The sequence below is a fragment of the Neobacillus drentensis genome (assembly GCF_036965245.1).
Classification (GTDB): Bacteria; Bacillota; Bacilli; order Bacillales; family Cytobacillaceae; genus Neobacillus; species Neobacillus drentensis_G.
Genome location: NZ_JBALPG010000044.1, coordinates 47,723 through 69,569 on the forward strand (window position 1 = coordinate 47,723; position 21,847 = coordinate 69,569).

A 21,847-nucleotide genomic window follows, 5' to 3' on the forward strand; every position below is an offset into this window, starting at 1 on the left:
ACATTATGTCCATAACTACATCATAACAGTTAAAATGTGTTTTTTCCAAATGAAAATAATTATTTACGAAGGGAATAAGAAAACAGCCCTAAACGTCAGCTCATTCTTTTATTGCTAAAAAGGTATTGAATAAAGTTTCAACAGCAGAAGCAACAGTTGTTTCCCCTGCAATCACTTTATTTTCTAATTTTGGCAGCTCACTTTTTACACCCTTGTGATGATAAAAATGGAATTGAAGCTGGTCGGTTATCATCGAAAAGAGCCATTCCCGTGCTTGGTTTTTTCTTCTATTATCAAATACTCCGGACGTTTTCCCTATTTGTTCAAATGATTGGATGACGTTCCAGATTTCACTGATCCCCTCATGGGTTAAAGATGAACATGTATAAGCCTTTGTTGTCCAGCCTTTTGTTGCAGGCTGCAGGAAGTGGAGGATTCGATTATACTCATTTCTTGTTTGCTCTGCTTTCGGTTTATTCGCTCCGTCTGCTTTATGAACGAGAATCGCATCAGCCAGTTCCATAATCCCTTTTTTCATCCCCTGAAGCTCGTCGCCTGCACCCGTCAGCACGAGCAGCATGAAAAAATCGACCATATCCCGAATAATGACCTCACTTTGGCCCACTCCAACCGTTTCGATTAAGATGACATCAAAACCGGCAGCCTCACATAGTAACATCGCTTCCCTCGTTTTTCGATGAACCCCGCCAAGCTTTCCCACCGTTGGTGAAGGGCGAATAAAGGCTCTTGGATTTCTTGACAATTGTTCCATTCTTGTTTTATCCCCAAGAATGCTGCCTCCGCTAATACTTGAGCTTGGATCAATGGCTAACACGGCTACTTGATGTCCTAAGCTGCAAAGGTAGGTGCCAAACGACTCGATAAAAGTGCTTTTACCAGCACCAGGAACTCCGGTGATGCCAATCCGAATCGATTTCCCGCTTTTATGCAGCAGTTTTTGCAGCAGCTGCTGTGCCTTTTTAAAATGCTGCTCGGCATTGCTCTCCACAAGCGTGATCGCCCTTGCGAGAATACTTCTATCACCTTTAATGACCCCTTCATAGAGCTCCTCAACCGTAGGCTCAGAAGAAATGAGTTTTTGAAAGCGGATATTTTTTTTAATGATAGCAGCTTGACTCTCAAGCTCCTCTCCCTTTCTGACAATGCTTGAACAGCTTTCAGGGTTATTTGGGTCGCTCCATTCCGGTTTATGATCCGTACCCATTTATTGTGCCACTTCCTCATAACCGAGTTGTCTATATATCTCCTTGATTACCTTTTGCGCCGCAACAGGGATAATGGTTCCCGGACCAAAGATGGCCGATGCACCGTGCTCAAATAAAAATTGATAATCCTGCGCTGGGATGACACCCCCAATGACGATTAAAATATCTTCCCTTCTTACATTTTTTAATTCTTCGACAAGCTGCGGTAATAATGTTTTATGTCCTGCAGCAAGCGAACTGATCCCTATTACATGGACATCGTTTTCAACAGCCTGCATTGCTGTTTCTTCTGGTGTCTGGAACAATGGGCCAATATCTACATCAAACCCAAGGTCAGCGAAGGCGGTGGCAATCACCTTTGCCCCGCGGTCATGTCCGTCCTGTCCCATTTTTGCAATTAGAATCCTCGGCCTTCTTCCTTCATTCTCAAGAAATTCATCGGTCATTTTTTTCACTTCTAAAATCTCTTCTTCATTACTAAATGCGGTACTATAAACACCACTAATCGAACGGATTACAGCTTTATGTCTACTGGCAACACGCTCAATCGCATCGGAAATTTCTCCTAGTGTTGCTCTCACTCTTGCCGCTTGAACCGCAAGCTCTAATAAATTTTGCTCTCCTGTTTCCGCTGCTTTTATTAATGCGCTAAGCGCCTCTTCAACCTTTTGGTCATCACGGCCTGCCTTTAATGCATGTAATTTTTCGATTTGCTTTAACCGGACAGCAGTATTATCAATATCTAAAATATCAATTGCTTCTTCTTTTTCAAGGCGATAACGATTAACACCGATAATTGTTTCAGTCCCGGAATCGATTTGGGCTTGTCTTCTCGCTGCTGCCTCTTCGATTCTCATCTTAGGAAGGCCTGTTTCAATTGCTTTCGCCATACCCCCAAGACCTTCAATTTCTTCAATATGTGTCCAAGCTCTATTAACTAATTCATCGGTCAGCTTTTCTACATAATAAGATCCTGCCCAAGGGTCGATTACGTTTGTAATTCCAGTTTCTTCTTGTAAAAACAACTGAGTGTTACGGGCAATTCGGGCTGAGAAATCTGTTGGTAAAGCTATTGCTTCATCCAAGGCATTCGTATGCAGTGATTGTGTATGACCCATTGCTGCCGCATGTGCCTCGATTAATGTTCTTGTAACATTGTTAAAAGGATCCTGCTCAGTCAAGCTCCAGCCAGATGTTTGCGTGTGGGTACGAAGTGCTAATGATTTCTCATTTTTAGGGTGGAAGGATTTCATCATTTTTGCCCAAATCAATCGTGCCGCCTTCATTTTGGCGACTTCCATGAAATAATTCATTCCGATTGCCCAGAAAAACGACAGCCTTGGGGCAAATAAATCGATTTCAATCCCAGCTTTTAGACCAGTCCTAACATATTCCAGTCCATCAGCTAATGTATAAGCCAATTCCAAGTCCGCTGGTGCACCTGCTTCTTGCATGTGGTAGCCTGAAATACTGATACTATTAAACTTCGGCATGTATTTGGACGTATATTCAAAGATATCCGCAATGATTTTCATTGACATTTCTGGCGGGTAAATATACGTGTTACGAACCATATATTCTTTTAAAATGTCATTTTGGATCGTTCCCGAAAGTTTTTCTTGACTTACACCTTGTTCTTCAGCTGTCACGATGAAGAATGCTAGGATTGGCAAAACGGCTCCGTTCATGGTCATCGAAACGGACATTTGATCTAACGGTATCCCTTCAAAGAGTGTCTTCATATCAAGTATAGAATCTATCGCTACACCCGCTTTACCAACATCTCCCACTACACGTGGATGATCAGAATCATAGCCCCGGTGGGTAGCTAAATCAAAGGCGACCGACAATCCCTTTTGTCCCATTGCAAGATTGCGGCGGTAAAAGGCATTGCTTTCCTCAGCAGTTGAAAACCCTGCATACTGTCTGACCGTCCATGGACGGTTCACATACATCGTCGGATAAGGCCCTCTAGTATATGGCGGCAGTCCTGGAAGATCATCAATATGTTCTAACCCTTCCCGATCCTCTTTTGTATAAAGCGATTTAATGGCAATTTGCTCATTTGTTTCAAATAGTAAATCGTCAATGGAAGTTTCAATTTCCTGTTTTATTTTTTCATGCCATTCCTCTTTTGTTATGAGTTTCTGCTTATCAAACAAAGATATATTTTGAAAATCAGGCTTTTGTTTCTTCAATTGTCTTCACCTCCATATCATTAAGGATTACCGATAGGGTTTCGTAACAGTTGCTTTTTGTGTGAATAAATTGGGTTATTCCATCATCCATCCACCGGGATTGGTTTTCTCTTTCAGGAAGTCCCGCTAAATAAAATTTTCGCTCAGGGAATTCAGATATTAATAAGGTTAGAATTTCGTGCCCTATCATTTCATACTGATCATTTGTGCCACAAAGGCAAAAGCAGTTAACAGATTGTTCTGAAATAAACTGTCTGGCATTCTCAATTGATAAAATAGGTTTACTCTCTACTGCTTTTATACCACCAGCTGCAAGAAATCCCTTCATGAAATCAAGCCTGGCTTTATGCTGTTTTAATTCACCAAGACAAAGCATGCCAACAGATGGGGTAGTACCTATTTTTTCTTTAAGACTCTTTGCCTTACTTCGTAATTCTTCAAATGGTTCGGCTAATCTCCTTCCGTAAATAGCCTCAATTTTTATTAACGAATGATCTCCGCCTGCAAAATGGGAATTTTCCTTTAAAAGTGGTTTTTTAGCTACATTTTCATCTAAATTAGCATAGACATTTGTTCCGACAATACTTTGCTTTCTTGTTTGAGTATCCATATTCATTTTTTCATAAACAGCAGCAATTTCCTGCTGCAGCCAATTGGATTTTAAAACTTCAAATATACCCCCGTGAGCTTCGATTTGCTGGAAAAATTGCCACGCTTTTTCAGCCAGCTGATTTGTTAATTCCTCCACATACCAAGAACCCCCAGCAGGATCAATCACTTTTTTCAGATGTGCTTCATCTTTTAAGAGAAGTTGGATATTTCTAGCTATTCTCTCGGAAAACGGAGTTGCTCCAGTATATTCATCGTAAGGACTTACATGTAAATATTGTACGCCCCCAATTACAGCTGCAAAGGCTTGATTCCCAGCCCGAAGTAGGTTTACATGCGGGTCATGAATGGTTTTAGTAAAAGAAGAAGTTTCAGCTGCAATGATCATTCCACGGACGTCATCTTTCGCACCATAAAGTTCAGTAATTCGATTCCACAGTACTCTTGCTGCCCGTAGTTTGGCAATCTCCATGAAATAGTTACTGCTAATAGAGAATTGGAAAATCATTTTCGTTAGAATTTCTTCCAGATCCATTCCGGTTTCCTGCAGCTTTTCGAGATAATATACCCCTTCTGCAAGAGCAATCCCAAGTTCTTGAACGGCATTTCCCCCTCCATTATGATAGGGAACAGTATCAATTAAAATCGTGCGTAAGTTAGGGAATTTTCTCATTGAGATCTGAATGTCCTTTACCCATTCAGTGAAAAATTTTTCAGAAATAAGACCTTCTTCAACAAATAACGCAATTGGATCGGAACCGATATATCCGTTAATTTGATCGAGCTTATCCAATCTAGCTGCCACGGCAAGAAATGAAGTTTGTAAATCTCTAGCGTTAATAGCAAATGGGTAGTGTTGATAAGATTCCACTATAATGTTTACCAGGCTTTCTTCCGACTCAAACAATACCTTTTTTACTTCAAAAGAAATAGCAGATTGCCCTTTTTCAAATGATTTATGAAGTTTCTCCTGCAATTCTCCCAGTGTTTGATAGGAAATACGCTGTGCTGCCTTCCATTCATTTGTTATATATCCAAGTGGGTAAATTCCTCTTCTGAAATCTGAACCACCTGGAAACTCTCCAACGGGCTGCTCATCCTGTTTGGTGTAAAGCGGTTTCAAAATTATATTTTCATATGTAGTTGTTTGTAAGGATTCAACCGTTTTTCCCTTTAGAGATGCCTCCGCTTTTTCTTTCCATTCATACTTTGTCTTTAGAGCAAAAGACTGACTTTTTATTTTCTCCAAAATTCTCTCCTCCTTCCGCTTAGCTAATTAAATTAAAATTCAATTAATTCTACTAAATACTATTTTATGGTACAAACACAATTCAGGCAATGAAAACCGTCATTAGTTAAGAGTTACAAACATTTAAAAGTAGTGACTGGGTTCAGTGATTGTTCTCTATTTTGGTAGACAATAACTCCAATTGGGTACATTTCACCCGCTATTTCCTCCGATTTGGCCTCCAAATTACCTGATTGGATACAGCACTTCTTTAATTTTCACCATTATGGGCGACTATAAAAAAATCACCGCTGCATCTGTTGCAGCGGTGATTTTTTAGTAAATCGAAGTTGTTGATTTTGAAGTATTTTCCAGAATTTCCTTTACACGTTGTAAGAATCGGCCGCAAACAAGTCCATCTAATACTCTGTGATCAAGAGACATACATAGGTTCACCATATCACGGGCTGCAATCATGCCATTATTCATAATCACCGGACGCTTGACAATGGACTCCACCTGCAGAATCGCAGCCTGTGGGTAATTAATAATCCCCATTGATTGAACAGAGCCAAAAGAACCTGTATTGTTCACTGTGAATGTTCCACCCTGCATATCGTCAGACTTCAATTTCCCCGTTCTAACCTTTACAGCAAGCTCTGAAATTTCACGGGCAATTCCTTTAATTGTTTTCTCATCTGCATTCTTAATAACAGGTACAAATAAAGCATCATCTGTAGCAACCGCAATTGAAATATTAATATCCTTCTTTTGGATGATTTTTTCTCCGGCCCACATCGAATTAATCTGCGGGAATTCTTTTAAGGCTTGCGCAACTGCCTTCACAAAGAAAGCGAAGAAAGTTAAATTAAAGCCTTCTTTTTTCTTGAACTCGTCCTTGAGAGAGTTTCGATATTCAACCAAATTCGTTGCATCGACTTCAACCATTGTCCAAGCATGCGGTGCTTCATGCTTGCTGCGCAGCATATTTGCAGCAATTGCTTTTCGAACCCCTGTAACTGGAATTTCAATGTCCCCAGCGGCAACTGGAATATTCACTGCAGGTGCAGCTGGCGTTGAAGCCGGCTGAATGGAAGCAGACTTTGTCACTTCTAGTTTGGAAGCCGAGACAGCTACTGGCTCTTTCTGCTGTTCTATCTTTTGTCCGGCTGATGGAATATTTCCTGACTCAATTAATTTCAGCAGGTCTTTTCTTGTAATGCGTCCACCTGCACCGGTACCTGACACTTGTGTTAAATCCATGCCATGTTCTTGAGAAATTTTAAGCACTGCTGGTGAATAACGGGCCTTGTTACCTTGCTCTTCTTGAGCCAGCACTACAGCATCGTCAGTCGATTCCTTTTGTTCGATGCTCGCTGCTGGAGTCTCCTCAATGTTGCCGCCATCCACTTCAATCGTACAAATAATTTCTCCCACCGCTAAGGTATCGCCTTCACCTGCAATTAGTTCTTTAATCACACCTGTAAAGGAGGATGGGACTTCTGCGTTCACTTTATCTGTCATTACCTCTGCAAGGGGGTCGTATTTATTGACTTTGTCGCCGACAGATACTAACCACTTACTGATTGTACCTTCGGTTACACTTTCCCCTAATTGAGGCATTTTGATTTGTTCTATTGCCACTTTTTCCAAACCTCCTTAGTACTCAGCAAGCTCGCGCATTGCTTTTTCCACTTTATCAGGATTTACCATAAAGAATTTTTCCATTGTTGGTGCATATGGCATTGCCGGTACTTCCGGTCCAGCAAGACGCATAATTGGAGCATCTAACTCAAATAAGCAATTTTCAGCAATAATCGCAGACACTTCACTCATAATGCTGCCTTCTTTTGTATCCTCGGTAACAAGGAGAACTTTACCTGTTTTTGATGCCGCTTCAATAATCGCTTCCTTATCAAGTGGATAGACGGTACGCAAATCTAGAATATGTGCAGAGATTCCATCCTTTGCTAGTTTCTCTGCGGCTTGGAGAGCAAAATGAACACATAGTCCATACGTAATAATGGTGATGTCTTCTCCCTCACGCTTGACATCGGCTTTTCCGATTGGCAGCGTATAATCTTCTGTCGGTACCTCACCTTTAATTAAACGATAGGCACGTTTATGCTCGAAAAATAACACTGGATCATTATCACGAATTGCTGCTTTCAATAGCCCTTTTACATCATAAGGTGTGGAAGGCATAACAATTTTCAATCCAGGCTGGTTGGCAAATACTGCTTCAACTGATTGGGAATGATAAAGTGCTCCATGAACTCCGCCACCGTATGGTGCCCGTATGACCATTGGACAATTCCAATCATTATTCGAGCGGTAGCGGATTTTTGCTGCTTCCGAAATAATTTGATTGACTGCTGGCATGATAAAATCAGCAAATTGCATTTCAGCAATCGGACGCATGCCATACATAGCCGCACCGATTCCTACCCCCGCAATTGCGGATTCGGCGAGTGGTGTATCAATCACTCTTTCTTCGCCAAATTGCTCATACAAACCTTGAGTAGCTTTAAAAACGCCACCTTTTACTCCAACATCTTCACCAAGGACAAAAACCTTTGGATCTCGTTCCATTTCTTCACGAATAGCCATTGTTACTGCATCAATATAAGAAATTACTGCCATGTTCCGTCCCCCTTACATATCCCCATAAACATATTTCAATGCATCCTCAGGTGCAGCATACGGAGCATTTTCAGCATAATCAGTGGCCTCATTTACCAATTTCATGACGCGATCATTGATTTCTTTTTCTGACTCATCATTCATGACACCGGCTTCTTTTAAATATGCACCAAATGTGATGATTGGATCTTGTGTTTTTGCTTTGGCAACTTCATCAGGAGCCCGGTATGAACGGTCATCATCATCAGAAGAGTGCGGTGTCAAACGATAGGAAACTGTTTCAATTAAAGTAGGACCTTCGCCGCGGCGTCCACGGTCTGCAGCTTCTTTCACAGCTTTATATACCTCGAGTGGATCGTTCCCATCAACTGTAAACCCTGGCATTCCATAACCAATTGCCCGATCAGATACCTTTTCACAACCTAATTGTTTTTCAATTGGAACGGAAATCGCGTATTTATTATTTTCACACATGAAAATGACCGGAAGTTTATGCACACCGGCAAAATTCGCACCCTCATGGAAATCGCCTTGGTTAGAAGAACCTTCACCAAAGGTAACAAAGGTAACAAGGTCTTTTCTTTCCATTTTACCGGCAAGTGCAACCCCTACTGCATGCGGAACTTGAGTGGTAACCGGAGATGAACCTGTGACAATCCGATTTTTCTTTTGACCAAAGTGTCCTGGCATTTGCCGCCCGCCTGAGTTTGGATCTTCTGCCTTGGCAAACCCTGAAAGCATTAGTTCCTTCGGAGTCATCCCAAAAGTTAACACAACACCCATATCACGATAATATGGAAGGACATAATCTTTTTCCTTATCTAACGCAAAAGCTGCTCCTACTTGAGCTGCTTCCTGACCTTGACATGAAATAACGAATGGTATTTTCCCAGCACGGTTCAATAACCACATCCGCTCATCAATTCGGCGGGCCAAAAGCATCGTTTCATATATTTCCAACACTTTTTCGTCGCTTAAACCTAAAGCTTCATGACGCTTTTCTATCATATAATTCTTACCTCCCATTTGTTCAGAAAACATTATTTAGGAATGAATCGCTTTCCCATCGACGGCCAGTGCAGCTTCACCAATTGCTTCTGACAAAGTTGGGTGTGGATGGATCGTATGAGCGATTTCCCATGGTGTTGCATCTAATACCATAGCGAGACCAGCTTCAGTTATCATATCAGTAACATGTGGACCAATCATATGCACCCCTAGAATATCATTGGTTTCCTCATCTGCAACAATTTTAACAAATCCATCTGATTCTCCAAAAACTAGTGCCTTTCCAATAGCCCTGAAAGAGAACTTACCAACCTTCACCTTATGGCCTTTTTCTTTTGCCTGATCCTCTGTTATTCCTACACTTGACACCTCTGGATTACTATAAATACATCTAGAAACTAAATTATAATCAAATGGAATCGGGTCCTTTCCAGCAATATGCTCGACAGCTACAACCCCCTCATGTGAGGCCACATGTGCCAACTGCAATCCACCTATTACATCGCCAATCGCATAAATATGTGATTCCTTTGTTTGGAAAAATTCATTTGTGGCAATAAAGCCTTTTTCTACTTGAATTTCTGTATTTTCAAGTCCAATTCCTTCTATATTTGCCTGACGACCAACAGAAACTAGGAGTTTTTCAGCTTTAAATTCTTTCACTCCACCTTTTACCTCTGCAGAAATGACAACCCCGTTATCCTTAACAAGCGTTTCAGGGAGAACCTTAGCACTTGTTACGAGTTTAATCCCTTTTTTCTTCATCAATCGTTGCATTTCCTTTGAAATTTCCTTATCTTCTGTAGGAATAATGCGATCGGCATACTCTATAACCGTGACCTCCACTCCAAAATCAGATAGCATGGATGCCCATTCAATGCCAATTACACCGCCGCCAACAATGATAATTGAACTTGGAAGTGCTTCTAGCTGCAATGCTTCGTCAGAAGACATCACATAATCTCCGTCGATTTCAAGTCCTGGAAGCGTCCTTGGCCTTGAACCAGTAGCAACAATTACATTATTAGGTATCAGCATTTCGTTTTCATCGCCATTGTTCATTTCAACCGAAATTGTTCCCGGCATTGGTGAAAAAATCGATGGGCCAAGAATCCGGCCAAGTCCTTCATACACATCAATCTTCCCTTGCTTCATTAAATGTTGGACACCTTTATGTAGTTGGTCGATAATTTTATTTTTTCTTTCTTGTACTTTACCAAAATCCAAAGATACTTCGCTAGTAATAACCCCAAAGTCGTCACTATGTTTCGACGTAGCAAAAACCTCTGCACTTCGTAGAAGTGCCTTACTTGGGATACAGCCTTTATGAAGACATGTGCCTCCTAGTTTTCCTTTTTCAACAATAGCAGTTTTTAAGCCAAGTTGTGAGGCGCGAATGGCAGCTACATAACCGCCTGTTCCACCGCCAAGAATGACCAAATCGTATTCTTGTGCCACTTATGTTACCTCCCCTATTTCCTCAAATTTTTGCAGTTTTAAAATTTCTTGGATATACTTTTACTTCTTCTTCACCACGCAAGACACGAAGTGCTCCTTCAGCTAATGCTTGGAGTTCATTTTCACCCGGATGAACAATAACATCCGCAATCCAATTAATTCGATCGGTGATCGATTTCACAAAGCCTTTTCCATATGCAAGACCGCCTGTTAAGACAATAGCATCCACTTTGCCTGAAAGGACAGCACTTGCCGCCCCAATTTCCTTGGCAACCTGATATGCCATAGCATCATAAACATGCTTTGCTTCTTGATCTCCAGCTTCAATTCTCTGTTCCACTTTTACTGCATCATTTGTGCCTAGGTAGCCAACAAGCCCCCCTTGGCCAACTAGTCTTTTCATGATTTCTTCCCGATAATGTTCACCTGAAAAACAGAGCGCTACTAAATCACCTGCAGGAACAGTTCCAGCGCGCTCAGGGCTAAAAGGCCCGTCACCATGTAAACCATTGTTGACATCCACAACTTTACCCTTTTTATGAACACCAACGGTAATTCCGCCACCCATATGGGTCATTATCAAATTTAATTCGTTGTATTTTTTTCCTAATTCCTTTGCGACTCTCCTTGCGACAGCTTTTTGGTTTAACGCATGGAAGATACTCTTCCGTTCAATTAAGGAGAAGCCCGATATCCTTGCAATCGGGTCAAGTTCATCTACAACAACCGGATCGACAATAAAGGACGGAATATTAAGGGCTGAGGCAATTTCGTAGGCTATTATACCTCCGAGATTCGATGCATGCTGACCGGAAAAACCAGAACGTAAATCATTTAACATCGAATCATTAACTGCATATGTTCCTCCCTCAATCGGACGCAGCAATCCACCGCGTCCACAAACAGCCGATAATTTAGAAATATTAATTCCTTCATTATCCAGTGTTTCCAAAATGGTATTTTTTCTAAATTCATATTGATCAATTATATTTGCATAGGAATTTATTTTTTCAGACTCATGGCGGATGGTTTTTTCAAAAATGGAAATTTCATTATCGAAGACTCCGATCTTGGTAGATGTTGAGCCTGGGTTGATGATGAGAATCCGATACTCTTTATCTGGCAACGTAGTGACCTCCATTTAACAAAAACATCTAATTTAAAGGCAAACGCGCTGAATCTCTATTCAGCGCTCTGCCATTTTTTTTATGCTTATCTTGAGATTCTATGACTTAGAATGTGATGGCCATTTTGCAGGAATTGGCTTCTAGAATTACGGATTCTTTCAATCCTTTCTTCCGCCATCCGGTCAGCGGCAGCGTATGTTGGAATACCATCACGTTTTGAAATTTCGATAACTTTTTCTATCGTTGCATAAAGCTGTTCCACTTTTTTCATTGCCCGTTCTTGGTTGTAGCCATAAAGCTCATCGGCAACATTGATGACACCACCGGCATTAATTACGTAATCCGGAGCATATACAATACCCATTTCATGGATAATATCGCCGTGACGAGTATCTTTTAATTGATTGTTAGCCGAGCCTGCAATTACTTTTGCTTTTAATTGAGGGATTGTTTCATCATTTATTGTTGCCCCTAAAGCACATGGAGCGTAAATATCACATTCAACACCATAAATTTCATCCGGATCTACAGCACGTGCACCAAATGCTTCTACCGCTCGATTAACAGCCTCTTTATTAATGTCCGTTACAATCAACTGTGCGCCTTCTTCATGTAAATATTGGCAAAGAGTATAAGCTACATTCCCAACACCTTGAACTGCAACTATTTTTCCTTCAAGTGAATCAGATCCGAAGGCTTCTTTCGCTGCAGCTTTCATTCCACGGTAAACACCGAATGCTGTTACTGGGGAAGGGTTGCCTGATGATCCAAATGCCGGAGATATTCCCGTAACATAATCTGTTTCTTCGTGTATTAAATCCATATCAGCAACAGTTGTACCCACATCTTCTGCTGTAATGTATCTACCATTTAGCCCTTGGATGTAACGGCCAAATGCGCGAAACATCTCTTCATTTTTATCTTTGCGAGGGTCGCCAATGATAACTGTTTTACCACCGCCAAGATTTAAACCTGCTGCTGCATTTTTATACGTCATTCCTTTCGCAAGGCGAAGGGCATCTTCAATGGCTGCTTCTTCTGATGCATATGTCCACATACGGGTACCGCCTAATGCAGGACCGAGTGTTGTATCATGAATTGCGATAATTGCTTTTAATCCTGATTGCTTATCTTGACAGAATACCACTTGTTCATAATCATATTTTTCTAAGTACTTGAAGATTTCCATGAATATTTCCTCCTCGAATGTTGAATATCTATTTTTTTATACAGCATAACGCTAACGCAAGAGAATAGAGCTTACTTTCAGCAGAATCAGCTCTAGATGTTAACACAATCGGTGCTTTAGCTCCAGCAATCACGGCACCCACCTTTGCCTTGGCAAAATAAATTAATGATTTATATAATACATTGCCAACCTCAATAGTAGGTACCAATAAAATATCAGCTTTTCCGGCGACTTCACTCGATATCCCTTTGTGTTCAGCTGCCAGTGCTGAAACTGCATTGTCAAGGCCAAGAGGGCCATCCACTATGCAGCCTGGTATTTGCCCTCGTTTATTCATCATTGTTAATGCAGCCGCATCCACAGTTGCCTGCATTGCAGGATTTACTACCTCAACAGCAGCGATAGGCGCCACTTTTGGAGTATCGATTCCAACGGACTTGGCTAATGAAACAGCATTTTTAATTATTTGTGCTTTTTGTTCTAAGTCAGGGGCAATATTCATAGCAGCGTCCGTTACAATGGTAAAATGATTGTAACCAGGAATTTCAAAAAAAGCAGCATGCGATAAAACATTTCCTGTTCTAAGTCCATATTCCTTATTCAGGACAGCTTTTAAAAGGATATTAGTTGGAATGTTGCCTTTCATTAAAACATTTGCCTCTTTGTTAGAAACAGCCTTAACAGCTAATTCAGCGGCAGCGGCAATAGAACCGGCTTCAACAATTTTTATAGTATTACTGTTAATTAGTTTGTGCTTTTTCATTTCGATGAGGGAAATAATTTTTTCTTTATCACCGAACAGGATAAAATGAGCAAGATTTCGGTCTAATGCATCGAGCACAGCTTCGATGACTTCAGTATCTTCAGCCGCGGCCACTGCAACCGTATTTATGCCCTCCTGGGTTGCTTTCTCTATAAGTGAATCCAACAACAAGTTGTCATCAACCCTTTCTCCTCTTACTACAACTCCGATATATTAATATGCAAGAACTGTGCCAAAACTTTTTTATGAAAACGTTTTATTTCACTTGATGATACATTGAAAAAAATTTCATACCATGAAATTTATTGCGTGCTATTTTTTTCAAGATTATATTTTTCGAGTTTATAATACAAATTTCTCACAGACAAGCCAAGTGTTTTGGCTGTTAAAGTTTTATTACCGTTTAAACGTAAAAGTGTTTGCTGAATAATTTTTGCTTCGTACTCATCCAGCATTTCTGATAATGATTGGTCTAATCCGAAGGAATCACTTGAATTTGTTATGGAAGGTTCACTACCAATTTTTTTATTTTTTATCTCTGGTAAATGATGGACATCGATGAATGTCTCATAATAATTCATAAAAATTATTGCCCTGCCTAGAATATTTTCTAATTCTCGTACGTTTCCCGGCCAGTCATACCCAAATAATTGAAGTAATGCGGCTTGCGTAATCCCTTCAACATTCCGGCCATAATCTCGATTTATTTTTTGAATAAGCCTATCACATAAAACAGGAATCTCTTCTTTTCGTTTTCTAAGCGGTGGAATTTGAATAGGCATGCGATTTAAACGATAATATAAGTCTTCCCTAAAGGAACCTTTGGCAATACCCTTTTCTAAATTAACATTGGTTGCTGCAATGACCCTGACATTAATTGTGACAGGCTTTGTGCCACCGACACGGGTGATTTCATTTTCCTGCAGGACCCTTAGCAGCTTTGCCTGAGTATTCGCAGAAAGTTCCCCGATTTCATCTAGAAAGATACTGCCATTATTCGCTTCTTCAAAAAGACCCCGTTTGCCTCCACGGATGGCCCCCGAAAAGGCTCCTTCCTCATAACCAAATAATTCACTTTCTAATAATGTTTCTGAAATAGCAGCACAATTGACGCGAATAAATTTGTTGTATTTCCGATCACTTGCATTATGTATCGCATGGGCAAATAACTCTTTACCTGTTCCCGATTCTCCTCGGAGAAGGACGGTTGCAGGTGTTTTTGCTCCTAGCTTTGCCTGCTCAATCGCAAGCATCATTTCCTCAGATTGACCGATTATATCCTCAAAGGTGTATTTAGCCTCAAGAGTACGGATAATTTGCCTGGCTCGGTTTAATTCTCTGCTTAATGATTTCATCTCTGACATATCATGAATGACACCAACACTGCCCTTTAATTTCCCTTTGACGATGATCGGTGCGACATTTACAATTACCTCCTTTTTATTTAACCCTACTCTCATCGGCACGCCACGTACAGCTCTCCTGGTTTGCAGCACCTTCATATGCATACTTTCACCCTCAGAGATATCTGCTGTTGCATGTTGCCCAATTACTTGTTCTTGAGAAAGACCTGTAATACGGGTATATGCAGGATTAATAAGGATTCCCCTCCCATTCTCATCGACAACGGAAATGGCATCATCACTTGAATGGATGATCGCTTGCAGCATGGTTTGGATTTCCTTTAAATCGGTGATTTCTTCTGCTAAATTCACAACTTCTGTAATATCCTTAAAGACTGCGAAAGCCCCCATTAATGTTCCATTTTCTTCAATAATTGGAATCCGGGTTGTAATGATTTTTCGATCATTACTCAATACCATTTCTTGGTTTGCTTCAACTCTCCTTGTTTCAAGAATAATTGGAAGCCTGCTTGTTGGAATGACTTCTAAGACAGCTTTTCCAATTGCCTGCTCTTTTTTTACCCCCATAATTTCTTCTGCTCGTTTGTTAAACAAAATCACCTTTCCATGATTATCAATCACCAACATTCCATCATTGGTGGCATTGAAAATCAGTTCCTGCTGATAAGATTCATTTTTGTGCTTAGCGACGAGTTCTTCTTTTTCCTCCATTAATTTTGAAACAAGGAAGGCAACACTACCTGGAATTAAAATTGTCTTCTTATTTTTAGCATCTCGCAATTCTTGAAAAACGGTGTCATTCCCAGTTACCTCGATAATAATATCAATGTCTTCAGTAAGAAAGGGTCTCCAGTTTGTTCCTGTTTTAATTCCTTCTTCTTGAGCCAATAAAACACCTGGCGCATCCAGGTTCCGGTCAATGACTACATCGACCTTTAGAACTTCTGATTCTTTCAAAATTTTTAAGATTGCCGTTCCACCTTTTCCGGCGCCAACAATCATAATGTTTTGCATCTTTTCTACCCCTTTTTTAAGTCGAGAAATTTTTTTCATCCCATCTTAGATAAAACATGCAATTTTCTTCATAACTATTTTATATCTAAAAACAAACCTTGACAATTTTCATCTATGTAATAATATTTTCATGAGTTATAATTGAAATATGCTGCTATATGAAAACTGATATCGGAAGGATTTATTTATGATACGTATTATTGCCCTCATAATATTAGTGATTCCAGGTGCATTAGCTGCTTTTGGAATAAAATTAATGCGCGATATGACTTTTGGAATTCTTCAAGCACCCTTTCCAAATCTCTGGCTGCAATTCCTGGTCGGTTTACTCTTATTTATTGGCGGTCTTGGGTTTGTAGCAGGATTTATTTTTCGCCGGGACCGTAAAAGAAATAAGGTTCAAGAAAGGTTTAAAAAGTAAAGAAAACTCGCCGTTTGGCGAGCCCTAAGGGCGAAGACAGAGGCGTAGTTGCACTTATGCCTGAAAGGAAAGTTTACTTTCCTTTCGGCGAAAAAAGAGGCCGTTATGGTCTCTTTTCATATTGTTTTCTTATTCGAAGTGCCTTAACTGGATCGTCTGTTATAATTGCTGTGCAATTAATATTAAAGAGCCGGTGCATATCGAAATCTTTATTAACGGTATAGGGACGAACAGCAATCCCATTTTCCATTGTATTAATAAAAATATTATCTGAGATTGCCGAATGCTTTGGATGAATCCCCTTCGCTCTTATTGACTGTGCATAAATCCACGGCATATAAATTCCTTCAATAAAAAGTGGAGCCGTTTCAATTTCCGGTGCAATCCTATAGCAATGGACGATACTATAGTGATTAAAAGAGGAAATAATAATTCTGTCCATTAGACCATATTTACGAACAAGCTGGAGGACCTTTTCTTCCATGCCTTCATATGGAATCAGGCCATTTTTTAGTTCGATATTACAAATCAGCTTATTTGTTTTCATCCATTCAAAAACTTCAGCTAAAGAAGGGATCACTTCCTTTTTAACACCTTTTTTATTAGCATTTAATTTTCTAATTTCCTTATATAAAAAATCTTTAACAAATCCGGTCCCACTTGTAGTTCGATCCACTTTTTCATCATGGATTACAACGATTTCACCATCTTTTGTCAATTGGACATCGAGTTCTAATCCATCTGCACCTGCCTTTTCAGCTTCTATAAAAGCACCCATAGTATTTTCAGCAAAAGAAGTCGAGTAACCACGATGTGCGAAAATTTGTGTCATCATTTCACTTCCCAACTTTAAATATGGAGGAATATCAAATGAAACCTTTACAATTATCACCCGAAACAGCTCTAAAACTATCTCAGAAACTAAATTTACCGATAGAACAGCTTATGCATATGCCACAACACATTCTCATTCAAAAACTAATGGAATTGGAGAAGGAAAACAAAAATTGATTTCTACCTCATATAAGTAATATAAAGAAAAAGCCCTCATTCATTGAAATGAAGGCTTTTATATATTTACTGTTCATTTCAAGAGGCCTTATGTTCAAGTCGTAATTTATCTGCAACCATCGCGATAAATTCGGAATTTGTTGGCTTTGCTTTTGACATACTAACGGTATAACCAAAAAGGCTGGAAATAGAATCGATATTTCCGCGACTCCATGCCACTTCGATGGCATGACGAATGGCCCGTTCTACACGGCTTGCTGTCGTATTATATTTTTTGGCAATATCCGGGTACAACACTTTTGTGATTGAACCTAAAAGCTCGATATCGTTGTAAACCATAGAAATGGCTTCACGTAAATATAAATAGCCTTTAATATGCGCCGGAACTCCAATTTCATGAATAATGCTTGTAATACTTGCATCTAAATTTTTCGGTTTTTGTTCTGATTGAGACCTGTAACTTGTTGTAGGTGCCTTTCGAGAAAATGTATTAGTATTTCCGCTAACTTGTCTTATGTGACTACCAAGATTCTCCATATCAAATGGTTTTAGGATAAAATAAGAAGCACCAAGTTCAACAGCTTTTTTTGTTACATCTTCTTGGCCAAAAGCTGTTAGCATAATGACATTTGGAAGTGTGCCTTTTTTTATCTCGCGTAAGCGCTCAAGCACAGCCAAACCGTCAAGATGCGGCATGATAATATCTAATACAAGTACATCAGGGTCGGTTGTTGCTAACATATCTAGGCATTCCTGACCATTATGAGCAATTCCTACAACTTCCATATCATCCTGGGACGAAATATAGTCCTCTAATAATCCAACTAGTTCCCTATTATCATCCACCACACAAACCCTTATCTTCTTCAATTCCAGTTCCTCCTCATTCAGATCAGATCTCTATTTTCATTTACGCTCTAATCATATGTCATCTCTTAATTCTATTCTAAATTAGAAATTCGACAATGCAACAAAAATTCCTCTCATTTTTTTAATATTTCTTAAAATAGTGATAAAATCTTATCTTTTCTTTGTTTTCCTTCTCTTTTCGACTAATTTCGCACTATTTCCAAAATGTAACTGAATTTTGTCGAATTATTTTTAGAAAAAAAAGAAGCAAAATAGGGGAAATATACCTATTTTGCTTAAAAGGCTTACTAGGTCAGCACCCATCGGCTAGTGCAATTCGCTAAAACTGTGCTACCCTTTTCAATTTTAACTCGCTTTATTTTTTGGTGTTTCGTATATATTAATTCCAGCTTCATTTAGCATCCACTCGATATGCACCCCATATCCTGAGGTAGGATCATTGACAAAAACATGTGTAACGGCTCCAATCAGCTTTCCATCTTGAATGATCGGACTTCCACTCATGCCTTGAACAATTCCACCTGTCTTTTCGAGGAGCTTAGGATCAGTTACTTTTATAACCATACCCTTTGTAGCTGGAAATTTTTGCGGAATTGTGCTAACAATTTCGATATTAAATTCTTCAACTTGGTCATTATTCACCACTGTTAAAATTTTCGCTGGTCCTTCTTTTACTTGATGGGATAAAGCTATTGGCAGTGGTTTATCCATGACACCATTTTTTAACTCTTTATTTAATTCACCAAAAATACCGAACGGACTATTTTTTTGAATATTACCAACAACTTCACGATCTGTAGAAAAATGGGCAAGCTTTTCACCTGGATCTCCATGACTTCCCTTTTCTATGGATGTTACCGTAGAACGAACTATCTGGCCATCTTCAACCACAATTGGTTGTTTTGTATCCATGTCTGAAATTACATGTCCAAGGGCACCATATTTTTTAGATTGAGGATGAACAAAGGTCATTGTCCCAATTCCAGCTGCTGAATCTCTAATATATAAACCAAGTTTATAGGTGTTTTCCTCTTTATCTTTTAATGGAGTAAGTTTAGTGATAAATTTGCCGCTTTCTCGACTTATTACCATATCGAGGGCTTTACCATCTTGTCCTGCTGTTTGCACAAATGGTGCAACATCAGTCATTTTTTCAATTTTGTTTCCATTAATTTCTGTGATAATATCTCCAATTTTTATTCCTGCAAGTTCACCTGGAGACTTTTTCCCATTAACGGTGTTAATTAAATGGTGGCCAACAACCAAAACGCCTACAGTATTTAACTTAACACCGATTGATTGACCGCCAGGTATAACTCTAAAATCATTTAAGACATGTACATCGACCTTTTTAATAGGGATACCTGCATATTCTAAAAGCACTTCATTTTTGCCTTTTTCAGTTGCTATCACTGATACCGAATGTTTATCCTGATCAAGTGTGATATTCGATTTATGAGAATTGAATTTTAGAGCGGCTGATACCGGAGCAGCCTTTTGGAATGTGTAATCCTGTCCTTTAAATACTGTAATGTTTTTTGGTATTGCTAGGTATTGCTGTAAAGGCTGAAAAAAAATAAGGCTAATTAATGAAACAAGGAGAATTCCACCAATAATCTTTCTAATTATTTCTAACTTCAAACTTTTCACTCTCCTCGCTTCTTTTCACTACATTTAAATGGCTACATCTATAATTTTGCCTCCTTGACAATCATTTATAACTGGTATAAACATAAAAAAAGCTACCCTTATTGGATAGCTTTTCAAATTTTCCCGCTTTTACGAGCAGTAAGACCCCTACTAAAGACTTTCAAGGCACTAAAAAAGAAATATTTAGTATAAACTGCCCGTAAAAATCCGATTGGTGAGATACAGTGAAAATTGCCGCTGAGGTCTTTTTAGCGGCTTAGTAGAACCAATCGGGTTCGTACTGTCTCTTTATTAAGGGCATTAGCCTTGATATTAGATACAGTAGAACGGGACGGGACTAACAATCAGTGGGATAAATTAACCACTGAGTAAAGGTTCACCTTATTTTATTTTCTTCTGCTAAATACAGTAATTCCTCTGCATGTTTTTTCGTTAAATCAGTGATTTCTGCACCAGAAATCATCCGGCCAATTTCTTTAATTTTTTCTTCAACACCTAAAGGAGTGACAGATGTTTTTGTTCTTCCCCCTTTAATAATCTTGGCAATAAATAAATGTGTATCAGCCATAGCTGCCACTTGTGGTAAATGGGATATACACAAAACCTGTGAACCTGACGCAACTTTATAAATTTTTTCTGCAATAGATTGAGCAACCCTCCCACTAACACCAGTATCCACTTCGTCGAAAATAATGGAAGTAACTCCTTGATGCTTGGAAAAAATACTCTTTAGAGCCAGCATGATTCGTGATAATTCTCCTCCAGATGCAACTTTTGATAATGGCTTCAATGGTTCTCCTGGATTCGTTGAAATATAAAATTCGACATGGTCGACTCCATTTTTTGAAAAATGCTGAAGATTGGATTCAAAACGAATTTCAAAAACCGTTTTCGCCATATACAATTCTTTTAGTTCTTTATGGATTAATTTTGTTAGCTTTTCAGCCCATTTATGACGGAGTTCGGTTAATTGCTTAGCTTCAAGAACTAAGTCTTTTCGAATGGAAGTTAGTTCTTTTTCCAATTCTCCAATATGTGTTTCTTTATTTTGAAGTGTTTCAATTTCTTCTTCAATTTTTATCGCATACTCAACTATTTCATCAATTGTTTTGCCATATTTGCGTTTTAGTTGGTTAATTTCATTTAATCGGTCTTCAATTTCATTTAACCGCCCAGGATCGTACTCTAATACATCTAATTCATTTCTTAAAGAACGAGCTGTATCCTCCAATTGATAAAAGCTGTTTGATATGGATTCAAATATTTCTTTATAGGCCGAATCCAGTGTGGCAGCATCTTCAAGGTAGCCCATGACCATCCCAATCCAATCAAGCCCCTTCTGTTCACCATGTAAGGCTGTATAGCCTGATTGGATCGCTTCAAATACACGTTCGAAATTGCCCAGTTTTCTTTTTTCCTCGGAAAGTTCCTCATCTTCACGGGGTTTTAAATCGGCCTTTTGAATTTCATCTAATTGAAATTGAATTAAATCCAGACGATGTGCTGTTTGCTGATCATTTTCACTCAAATGTTTAAGCTTATGTAATGTATGCTCATATCGTCGAAATACCTGTATGTATTCGCCCAGTGAATCTTGTATTTCTTCAGATCCGAATTGATCAAGCAATGGCAAATGTCTTGTCTCATCCATCAATTCCTGATGCTCATGCTGGCCATGGATATCAACAAGGGTGCCGCCAATTTCTCGAAGCGTTGATATTGTAACCAATTTTCCGTTTACACGACAAACACTTTTTCCTGTTCTGGAAATATCTCGACGTAAAACTACCATTCCTTCTTCAATGTCAATCCCAAATTCGAGTGCTCTAATCATAACTGGATGGTTTGGGTCATCAAGTTGGAATAAACCTTCTATTTCTGCCTTTTCTTCTCCGTGACGGACGAAATCGGCTGATCCCCTTCCGCCTACTAGTAAATGAATCGCATCAATTATAATGGACTTTCCGGCGCCTGTTTCACCGGTTAAAACGGTTAATCCTTTTTCAAAAGAGATGGATAGGGCTTCGATAATGGCGAAATTTTTTATTGATAATTCTGCTAACAAGAA

17 protein-coding genes are annotated in these 21,847 nt (G+C 39.3%); 2 read left to right on the top strand and 15 right to left on the bottom strand.

The window, feature by feature from the left end; genetic code table 11:
• Positions 1–100: 100 nt before the first annotated feature.
• From meaB to V7150_RS11200, 11 genes are all read right to left on the bottom strand, one after another.
• Positions 101–1,225: a methylmalonyl Co-A mutase-associated GTPase MeaB gene (meaB, locus tag V7150_RS11150; RefSeq protein ID WP_335517648.1), complete on the bottom strand. Its 1,125-nt coding sequence runs from the start codon at positions 1,223–1,225 to the stop codon at positions 101–103.
• Positions 1,226–3,424, bottom strand: coding sequence for a methylmalonyl-CoA mutase (scpA, locus tag V7150_RS11155; protein WP_335517651.1), 2,199 nt, complete (start codon positions 3,422–3,424; stop codon positions 1,226–1,228).
• Positions 3,405–5,282 (bottom strand): methylmalonyl-CoA mutase subunit beta, encoded by a 1,878-nt coding sequence (locus tag V7150_RS11160; protein WP_335517654.1) that lies wholly within the window; start codon positions 5,280–5,282, stop codon positions 3,405–3,407. Before V7150_RS11160 ends, scpA begins: the two co-directional genes overlap by 20 nt.
• Before the next feature lie 315 nt (positions 5,283–5,597).
• A complete protein-coding gene (locus V7150_RS11165) occupies positions 5,598–6,905 on the bottom strand; it encodes a dihydrolipoamide acetyltransferase family protein (protein WP_335517657.1) in 1,308 nt (435 codons plus the stop codon).
• A gap of 15 nt (positions 6,906–6,920) precedes the next feature.
• Positions 6,921–7,904 carry an alpha-ketoacid dehydrogenase subunit beta gene (locus V7150_RS11170; protein ID WP_335517660.1) on the bottom strand — a complete coding sequence of 328 codons (984 nt, stop codon included), beginning with the start codon at positions 7,902–7,904 and terminating at the stop codon, positions 6,921–6,923.
• Between the two features lie 12 nt (positions 7,905–7,916).
• Positions 7,917–8,912, bottom strand: a complete 996-nt coding sequence (locus tag V7150_RS11175; RefSeq protein WP_335517663.1) for a thiamine pyrophosphate-dependent dehydrogenase E1 component subunit alpha — start codon at positions 8,910–8,912, stop codon at positions 7,917–7,919.
• A gap of 36 nt (positions 8,913–8,948) precedes the next feature.
• On the bottom strand, positions 8,949–10,370 hold the full coding sequence (lpdA, locus tag V7150_RS11180) for a dihydrolipoyl dehydrogenase (protein ID WP_335517666.1): 1,422 nt from the start codon (positions 10,368–10,370) through the stop codon (positions 8,949–8,951).
• A gap of 22 nt (positions 10,371–10,392) precedes the next feature.
• A complete protein-coding gene (buk, locus tag V7150_RS11185) occupies positions 10,393–11,511 on the bottom strand; it encodes a butyrate kinase (RefSeq protein ID WP_420490277.1) in 1,119 nt (372 codons plus the stop codon).
• A 71-nt stretch (positions 11,512–11,582) separates the two neighbouring features.
• Positions 11,583–12,686: a branched-chain amino acid dehydrogenase gene (bcd, locus tag V7150_RS11190; RefSeq protein WP_335517671.1), complete on the bottom strand. Its 1,104-nt coding sequence runs from the start codon at positions 12,684–12,686 to the stop codon at positions 11,583–11,585.
• A gap of 28 nt (positions 12,687–12,714) precedes the next feature.
• Complete coding sequence (yqiS, locus tag V7150_RS11195) at positions 12,715–13,620, bottom strand: phosphate butyryltransferase (RefSeq protein WP_335517675.1); 906 nt, start codon at positions 13,618–13,620, stop codon at positions 12,715–12,717.
• A 131-nt stretch (positions 13,621–13,751) separates the two neighbouring features.
• Positions 13,752–15,827 (bottom strand): sigma-54 interaction domain-containing protein, encoded by a 2,076-nt coding sequence (locus V7150_RS11200; RefSeq protein ID WP_335517829.1) that lies wholly within the window; start codon positions 15,825–15,827, stop codon positions 13,752–13,754.
• Between the two features lie 187 nt (positions 15,828–16,014).
• Here V7150_RS11200 and V7150_RS11205 point away from each other — a divergent pair, with 187 nt between their 5' ends.
• Positions 16,015–16,248, top strand: a complete 234-nt coding sequence (locus tag V7150_RS11205) for a DUF2627 domain-containing protein (protein WP_335517678.1) — start codon at positions 16,015–16,017, stop codon at positions 16,246–16,248.
• 103 nt (positions 16,249–16,351) lie between these two features.
• Here the strand turns inward: V7150_RS11205 and V7150_RS11210 are convergent, their stop codons facing one another.
• Complete coding sequence (locus V7150_RS11210; RefSeq protein WP_335517681.1) at positions 16,352–17,080, bottom strand: glycerophosphodiester phosphodiesterase; 729 nt, start codon at positions 17,078–17,080, stop codon at positions 16,352–16,354.
• Between the two features lie 38 nt (positions 17,081–17,118).
• Between V7150_RS11210 and V7150_RS11215 the strand changes: the two genes are divergently transcribed.
• Positions 17,119–17,259 (top strand): YycC family protein, encoded by a 141-nt coding sequence (locus V7150_RS11215; RefSeq protein WP_283919343.1) that lies wholly within the window; start codon positions 17,119–17,121, stop codon positions 17,257–17,259.
• A 78-nt stretch (positions 17,260–17,337) separates the two neighbouring features.
• Here V7150_RS11215 and spo0A read toward each other — a convergent pair whose 3' ends face one another.
• The 3 genes from spo0A to recN all read right to left on the bottom strand — a co-directional run bounded on the left by spo0A (position 17,338) and on the right by recN (position 21,844).
• Positions 17,338–18,129, bottom strand: coding sequence for a sporulation transcription factor Spo0A (gene spo0A, locus V7150_RS11220; RefSeq protein ID WP_283919344.1), 792 nt, complete (start codon positions 18,127–18,129; stop codon positions 17,338–17,340).
• Positions 18,130–18,474: 345 nt separating this feature from the next.
• Positions 18,475–19,770, bottom strand: coding sequence for a SpoIVB peptidase (gene spoIVB / locus V7150_RS11225; RefSeq protein ID WP_335517688.1), 1,296 nt, complete (start codon positions 19,768–19,770; stop codon positions 18,475–18,477).
• Positions 19,771–20,155: 385 nt separating this feature from the next.
• Positions 20,156–21,844: a DNA repair protein RecN gene (gene recN, locus V7150_RS11230; RefSeq protein WP_335517690.1), complete on the bottom strand. Its 1,689-nt coding sequence runs from the start codon at positions 21,842–21,844 to the stop codon at positions 20,156–20,158.
• Positions 21,845–21,847 lie beyond the last annotated feature (3 nt).

Excerpts from the sequence above, each read along its gene's own strand:
- meaB (WP_335517648.1), bottom strand. The coding sequence starts at position 1,225 with ATGGGTACGGATCATAAACCGGAATGGAGCGACCCAAATAACCCTGAA.
- V7150_RS11170 (WP_335517660.1), bottom strand. The coding sequence starts at position 7,904 with ATGGCAGTAATTTCTTATATTGATGCAGTAACAATGGCTATTCGTGAA.
- V7150_RS11175 (WP_335517663.1), bottom strand. The coding sequence starts at position 8,912 with ATGATAGAAAAGCGTCATGAAGCTTTAGGTTTAAGCGACGAAAAAGTG.
- buk (WP_420490277.1), bottom strand. The coding sequence starts at position 11,511 with ATGGAGGTCACTACGTTGCCAGATAAAGAGTATCGGATTCTCATCATC.
- bcd (WP_335517671.1), bottom strand. The coding sequence starts at position 12,686 with ATGGAAATCTTCAAGTACTTAGAAAAATATGATTATGAACAAGTGGTA.
- V7150_RS11200 (WP_335517829.1), bottom strand. The coding sequence starts at position 15,827 with ATGCAAAACATTATGATTGTTGGCGCCGGAAAAGGTGGAACGGCAATC.
- V7150_RS11205 (WP_335517678.1), top strand. The coding sequence starts at position 16,015 with ATGATACGTATTATTGCCCTCATAATATTAGTGATTCCAGGTGCATTA.
- V7150_RS11210 (WP_335517681.1), bottom strand. The coding sequence starts at position 17,080 with ATGACACAAATTTTCGCACATCGTGGTTACTCGACTTCTTTTGCTGAA.
- V7150_RS11215 (WP_283919343.1), top strand. The coding sequence starts at position 17,119 with ATGAAACCTTTACAATTATCACCCGAAACAGCTCTAAAACTATCTCAG.